Below are 5552 nucleotides of genomic sequence, written 5' to 3' on the forward strand. Positions count from 1 at the left end.
GTGTCTGGAACACTGGACGGCGGAAAATGTCTTAACAAAAACAACGGTCGTCAGTTATGTGTCAGTCATTGCCCGGTTTCGGTTTGTTCCGGGCCTCAATACGCATCTTCATGACCTTCGCCGTGGACTCGGCTTGGGTCCGGTCGTAGTCGGCAGTCTGCGAAACGTCGCTGTGCGTCGCGGCATGCCGGACGAACTCGATCGGGGCGCCGGCCTGGATGGCCTCAGAGATGGCCCCTGAGCGGCTATCCATGTTCTGGACCTCCTTGGGCACCCCGGCGGCGTTGGCGACCAGGCGCCACTTGCGGCGGTACTCATTGGCCGTCCAGGGCAGGCCGGTGACATCGTTGATCACGAGGGGGCCGCTGGCCGGCAGCAGATGGCGGCTGACGGTGACCTTCTTGGTGACGTCATCCACCACGATCAGCGGCTCGTCGCCGATCATGATCTGGAACTCCTCCAAGACCATGGCCGCCAGCTTCAGATCGATCACGACCGGCTTCTGCTTCTTGCTGGTAATGTGCCGGAGGATCAGGTTCTCGTCGATCTCCTGCCAAGTGATGCCTCGGAGCCACTTCTGGCCGAGCATAAGCACGGCGGACACGCCCGGCTCGGACAAGGGCACGAGCTCGCCAACCACGTCCTTTTGACGGAGCGTGCAGTCGAACTGGAGCGCTTGCCCGAGCGCGAGCGAATACCAGCCGAAGTGCTCCCTGGCCTTGGTGCGGATGGCGATGGCGTAGTCGGCCGTGACGCTCACGCTGCGAGGCTTGGCACCGGCAAAGCGCATTCTGCTCAGTGCCCCGCAAAGACGCTCGCAGTCTGGATCTTCCAGGAGCGTGGCGCCGAAGCTGAAAAGCGCCCGGAGCTGGCCGATGAGGGCAGAGCCGCTGGCCGCCATCCTTCCGTCGTCGCTATATTCCTTGTGCCAAGCCAGCAGAACGCGAGCCTTGATCTCCGAAAGCGGAGTGTCGCCGTACTTCGCGATGATCCGGCGCAGCACGTTGTTGCGCCATCTGCGGGTGCCGTAACGGTTCTTCTGATAAGGCGAGTCCACGTCCGTCCGATAGCAATGGATCAGCGAATGCAAGGTGCCATCGTAGCTGGCCGGCGCCGGCTTCTCAGCCGGCGGCAGCTCTCGCTTCCAGGTGAGCATGTCATATTGCTGATGCTGGCAGCGCGTTGAGATATCAATAGCTTCGGCTTCCGTGGGCTCAACGCCCTTCCACAGCGCTATGTATTTCGGCTTGTAGCCCTTCTCGGCGCGGTCGGTGCGGGCCTGCCATGTGGCTACCCACTCCTCTTTACGTTTCCTCCAGACAAGTCCAGGCGCAGGCAATCCCAGCACGGGAGGCTGTCGTTCGTCGGTCATCGTAGGACCCCTTTTGATTTTGTCAGTGGGTCCACTGTAAGCCCGTTGTGCTTGTCGAGCCAAGTTTTCACGGCGGGCCAGTACCGTCTATCCCCGAATAAGGGGGACTTTTTCGGGAAACCGTAGTTCTTCTCCAGCCCAGGAAGCATCGGCCGCAGCGTCTTCTCTGGCACGCCTAGGCGCCGGATCAACTCTGCATCCGTCAGGTACAGCTTGTCCTTTTCGCGTTCCAGCGTGTGCGGCGCCGGCATTGTCATGCTTCAGTACCTCTGTTGTTCGACGTCACTGAGGATGAGGCGTCGTGCGCCGGCATCCAGACGCGGCGAACCCAATATTTCTTCGGGTCCGACATTCGAGACAGGACAGCATTCGCATCCCGCAACGTCTCGTAAACGGCATGGATTTCAGGGAAGACATTCTTACCCGACTCCCAGCGATGCTCTTGGCCTTCCTTGGGCGGGTCCCAGTCGTGAAGGTAAAGCATCGCCCACATCTCGCGTGGCTCCTGCCCCTCTGAGGCTGAGCCGAAAGCATCTACCGTTCCGCAGCGAAGACACTTGAGCGGCGGTCTCATGATCGCTCCTTTGAGGAGACCGTGTACCTGGGCCAGCACGCAGCCGAGATGCACTTGAAGCCAAGCTTGAGCAATTCGAGCGGCGTCATCGAAAACTCGATGCTGTTCTCGGGGTTGAGGTCTTCGACCACAAGCCACTCGCGGAAAGCGTCGCGGTGATAGGAAACCTTCGGCCCGCTCTGGCACCAAAATAGAGTCATCGGTCGTCGTCCTCGAATAGCGCGCGCCTGAGGTTCGCCAGCTTCTCCGTGGCGCTGTACGGAGAGTTGGTGTCGATCCATCGTTTGAGGCATTCCAGCCGCTCTCGTGGCGTTGGCTCGGTCGCATTGAGCGCGGCGACGAATGCGCGGCGCCTGGCGACGTAGTCATCGAGGCTGCTATCTGGAGGCTTGAGTTTCACGCGCCACCCCCGCACTGATCTGAAGCCACCGCAGATCTGCGAGCGTGAGCTTCATCGATAACCTTTCGCCATTCGACTGAGCATTCGCGCTCGGCCGCATTCATCTCGGCTCGGGCCACCGCAAGTTCGGATTCAAGCTGATGATACCGTTCCCTAGCGTTCGCAAAACGCTTGTGTGCGCTTTCGTAGCTCACGTCCCAGATCCTCCCACAACAGCCGCGCGGCGCCGCTTCGCCTTCCAGGCGACGATGACGCCCTTGCGCTCCAATCGCGCCAGAAACTGGCTCGGCGAGACGTTGTGAAGATCCTTGAACGAGTGGAATACATCGGCAAAACGGTCTTCTGGTTCATCCGGCTCGGGCTCGCGCTTCTTAGCCATCATTCTTCTCCGTGGTCAGAGGTGAGGACACAGGAGCGGTGGCGAGCGCGTCTTGCGCGGCGGCTATGGCTAGCTTGTTGATGGCTTCCAGAACCTCATCCAAGGCTTGACGCGATACCTTCACCATCACGCCGTCCTGGTCGCCTTGCTCTTGGTGGCAAGCAAGATTCTCGACTGCCGGAGCTACGGGATTCAGGATGTCGAAAACAACCCGTGCGGTAATGCTAGTCTCAGCCATTTTCAGTACCTCGGTTGTGCGAAGGGTGCGCGGGACAGCTCCGCACATGCGGAATGTTCGGCTTGCCGAGCGCGGCGCATGTACAGAGCACTGGGCGCGTGAGTGCCAGTGCGGCGCGTATCTTCTCGATACCCCTGTTCGGGTGCATGCCGTTCGGCCAGATCGCCGTGGAGAATGGAGCCCTAGACAGCACGTCCTCTGCAATCTCCAGCGCCTCGCGCACCGCTGCTCCCTGCGGTCCACCATTCATGACCGCCCGTGCGGCGGTTAAGGCGCAACCGCATCCCGTGGGCATCTTCTGGCAATCCGCCTCGCAAGCGATGTGGGATGCGATCAGATCGCGGAGCCGATACAGCTCGGTGTCGGCGGCACTTTCTTTGTCGGCAGAACACCGAGCGTCCGCGCATGGATGGCACCAAACCTGGCCATCGACGTAAGCCTCTTCGCCTTTGGTCGTCCCGCCGCACTTCTGGCAGCGTCGTTCCGTCTCGACCGGAGCGGCCGGCGCCGGATCGTTCACCAGCATCATGCCAAGGTTCGGCGCGATGAACTCAGCGAGTGCGTGCTGATCCACGACGTTGAGCCGTTCCGATTGCTGCTTGAGGTATATTAGGTCGGTGATCGGCGGCACTTCCGCAGCTTGGGCAGGAGTGAAAGTGCGCCCTCGTTCCTCGTCCCGAGAGGGCGCCACCGGGCTGGCAATAGCCGGGGAAGGGGAATCAGACCTCCCATCAGCTATACGAGACTGAATAGCGTGAGTAATCGCCGCATCGTCCATCAGGCGCGTCCGGCCGCGCATAGCGTAGACCGCATCCTGAATGTTCTTGAACAGACCCTCGGGCCGATGCTCTGGCGCGACTTCCAGCCTGATTTGCTCGCGGATCGTTTCGAGAATTTCGTGCAGCTTCGATTGCCGTTCATCTTCGGCCGCTAACAACCGCATGGCTGCATCCCCACTGCCAGCGGAGGATTGATCACGAGGTTCGGTCATGGCTTCACCTGTTTGACGCTGATGCTGCGCTTGAGCTTCCGACCGAACATCTGAATTCCTCCGTCCTCCCCGAACGCCACCAGGCACTCCCTGTTTGTCTCATCCTGGGAGAGTTTCTTCGCGGTTCGCATGGCGAGCACGATGTTGTCCTCGTCGCACTCGAAGATGAATTTGCCGAACATCACTGGCGATCCTGTTGAGGAAGTGGTGAAGAGGCGGTCAGCTTGCCGCTAAGCCATCGATCTAGGGCGACGCCGCCGGCATGCAGACGGCAATATGGCTGCCCATCGATTTCGACTGTGCTTTCACGCTGGCACCTATCCGGGTCCATGTGAGGACGTAGCCGGATATAGCGATCTCGGCGCCACATGGTCGCATGTGTCGGCGGATCGACGGGCATGCAGCACTGTGACGTGTGCAATGGCTCCGGCCTGATCACCTTCGGTTTGAGTTCTGCAATCATGGCTCAAACGCCTTCATGGTCCATTCCATCAGGCAGTCTTGGCAAAGCGCCTCGCCGTCGTCGTTGAAACCCTGGGCGATCTCGTCACAGCCGCGATTGTCGCAGGTATGGTTGCCGCTACCGTCACAAGCCTCGCACTTGCCGGCATCCCACACGTCAGGATCATTTCCGCCGTACGTCGACTTGAATATCCGACCTTCGCCTTGGCATTTGATGCAGGGAATAAAGCTCATTGTTCAGATCCCAAGTTGGGCGATGACAGCGGTTAAGAGGCCGGCTGGTAGGTGATGACGTTCTCGGAAAGCCGCTTCATCGTGTCGAGCAGCGGATTGAGATAATCTACCTCAATGCCATCGGACTTGCCGGCGTCGATCAGTTTGCCAAGCTTGCCCATGAAGTTGTGGAGTTTCGCTTGTTCGGCGGACGGCAGTCCCTTGATGAAGGCCGTTGCAGCTCCGAGAGCTTCTGCGAAGTCTTTGCCGGAGAAGTGCTTGTATTCCCGGTCCCACTCGTTGGGCGAGTACGGCTTGACCCAGTTCATGGTAATCGCCAAACCGGCGTTGGCATCGACTCCAAACGATACTTCCGGCTTCACCTTACCCTTGGCCGTCAGCATCGCCGGCAGCGGGTTGATCGCGGCGTAAATTTCGTCAATCGTGGTCATGAAATTCCCCTGTTAAAAGTCAGACTAAGACTGTCGTAGCGAATGTGTGAGACCCCTCGCGAGGCGCCGCTTCGCGACGCGATCACCCCACGCGGCGACGCCAATCAACAGCAGCCAGGGCGGACCGAAGATTGCTAGCAGGGCCACACCGCACATGAATAGGAGCCAGTACTTCATCGCGGTACGGTTTCGCAGACCGATGGCGTGCGGACTGGCGTGAGGTCTTCGGTCTGCAATTGCGCTAAAATTGCATCGGCGGCCTCCTCGAAACCTTCGACATCGCGGTCAATGATGTGCTGTTTCATGGTGGCAATGAGTTGTTCGCGCGTCATGTCAGTTCCTCAAAGCGTATGGTTGGTGAAGAGAGACGCGGCGTAGACCGGGATGAACATCAGGCCCAGGACGAGGAGGGCGGCCATTAGCGTTCCCTTGCTGCGTGAACGATCTCGCCGTTGAATTTTCGCCAGCGGG

Annotated in this window: 11 protein-coding genes; all 11 read right to left on the reverse strand. The window is 59.7% G+C overall.

Features of this window, described 5'->3' with window-relative positions; all coding sequences use genetic code 11:
• Positions 1 to 61 precede the first annotated feature (61 nt).
• Positions 62 to 1372 (reverse strand): hypothetical protein, encoded by a 1311-nt coding sequence (locus IVB46_RS11715; protein WP_247342766.1) that lies wholly within the window; start codon positions 1370 to 1372, stop codon positions 62 to 64.
• A gap of 253 nt (positions 1373 to 1625) precedes the next feature.
• A complete protein-coding gene (locus IVB46_RS11720; protein ID WP_247342769.1) occupies positions 1626 to 1865 on the reverse strand; it encodes a hypothetical protein in 240 nt (79 codons plus the stop codon).
• A gap of 77 nt (positions 1866 to 1942) precedes the next feature.
• On the reverse strand, positions 1943 to 2146 hold the full coding sequence (locus IVB46_RS11725) for a hypothetical protein (protein ID WP_247342772.1): 204 nt from the start codon (positions 2144 to 2146) through the stop codon (positions 1943 to 1945).
• Positions 2143 to 2346, reverse strand: coding sequence for a hypothetical protein (locus tag IVB46_RS11730; RefSeq protein WP_247342774.1), 204 nt, complete (start codon positions 2344 to 2346; stop codon positions 2143 to 2145). Before IVB46_RS11730 ends, IVB46_RS11725 begins: the two co-directional genes overlap by 4 nt.
• Before the next feature lie 190 nt (positions 2347 to 2536).
• Positions 2537 to 2725 carry a hypothetical protein gene (locus IVB46_RS11735; RefSeq protein WP_247342777.1) on the reverse strand — a complete coding sequence of 63 codons (189 nt, stop codon included), beginning with the start codon at positions 2723 to 2725 and terminating at the stop codon, positions 2537 to 2539.
• Complete coding sequence (locus IVB46_RS11740) at positions 2718 to 2963, reverse strand: hypothetical protein (protein ID WP_247309785.1); 246 nt, start codon at positions 2961 to 2963, stop codon at positions 2718 to 2720. The genes IVB46_RS11735 and IVB46_RS11740 overlap by 8 nt, the downstream gene beginning before the upstream one ends.
• The gene (locus IVB46_RS11745) at positions 2956 to 3954 is read right to left on the reverse strand and encodes a hypothetical protein (RefSeq protein ID WP_247342779.1); all 999 of its coding nucleotides are present in this window, start codon (positions 3952 to 3954) and stop codon (positions 2956 to 2958) included. Before IVB46_RS11745 ends, IVB46_RS11740 begins: the two co-directional genes overlap by 8 nt.
• On the reverse strand, positions 3951 to 4136 hold the full coding sequence (locus tag IVB46_RS11750; RefSeq protein WP_247342782.1) for a hypothetical protein: 186 nt from the start codon (positions 4134 to 4136) through the stop codon (positions 3951 to 3953). The genes IVB46_RS11745 and IVB46_RS11750 overlap by 4 nt, the downstream gene beginning before the upstream one ends.
• Before the next feature lie 277 nt (positions 4137 to 4413).
• A complete protein-coding gene (locus IVB46_RS11755) occupies positions 4414 to 4650 on the reverse strand; it encodes a hypothetical protein (protein WP_247342785.1) in 237 nt (78 codons plus the stop codon).
• A 32-nt stretch (positions 4651 to 4682) separates the two neighbouring features.
• Positions 4683 to 5081, reverse strand: coding sequence for a hypothetical protein (locus tag IVB46_RS11760; protein ID WP_247342789.1), 399 nt, complete (start codon positions 5079 to 5081; stop codon positions 4683 to 4685).
• Between the two features lie 173 nt (positions 5082 to 5254).
• Entirely contained in the window at positions 5255 to 5413 is a 159-nt protein-coding gene (locus tag IVB46_RS11765; protein WP_247342792.1) for a hypothetical protein, read from the reverse strand.
• Positions 5414 to 5552: the final 139 nt, after the last annotated feature.

This window comes from Bradyrhizobium sp. 61, assembly GCF_023073075.1.
GTDB classification, from domain to species: Bacteria; Pseudomonadota; Alphaproteobacteria; order Rhizobiales; family Xanthobacteraceae; genus Bradyrhizobium; species Bradyrhizobium barranii.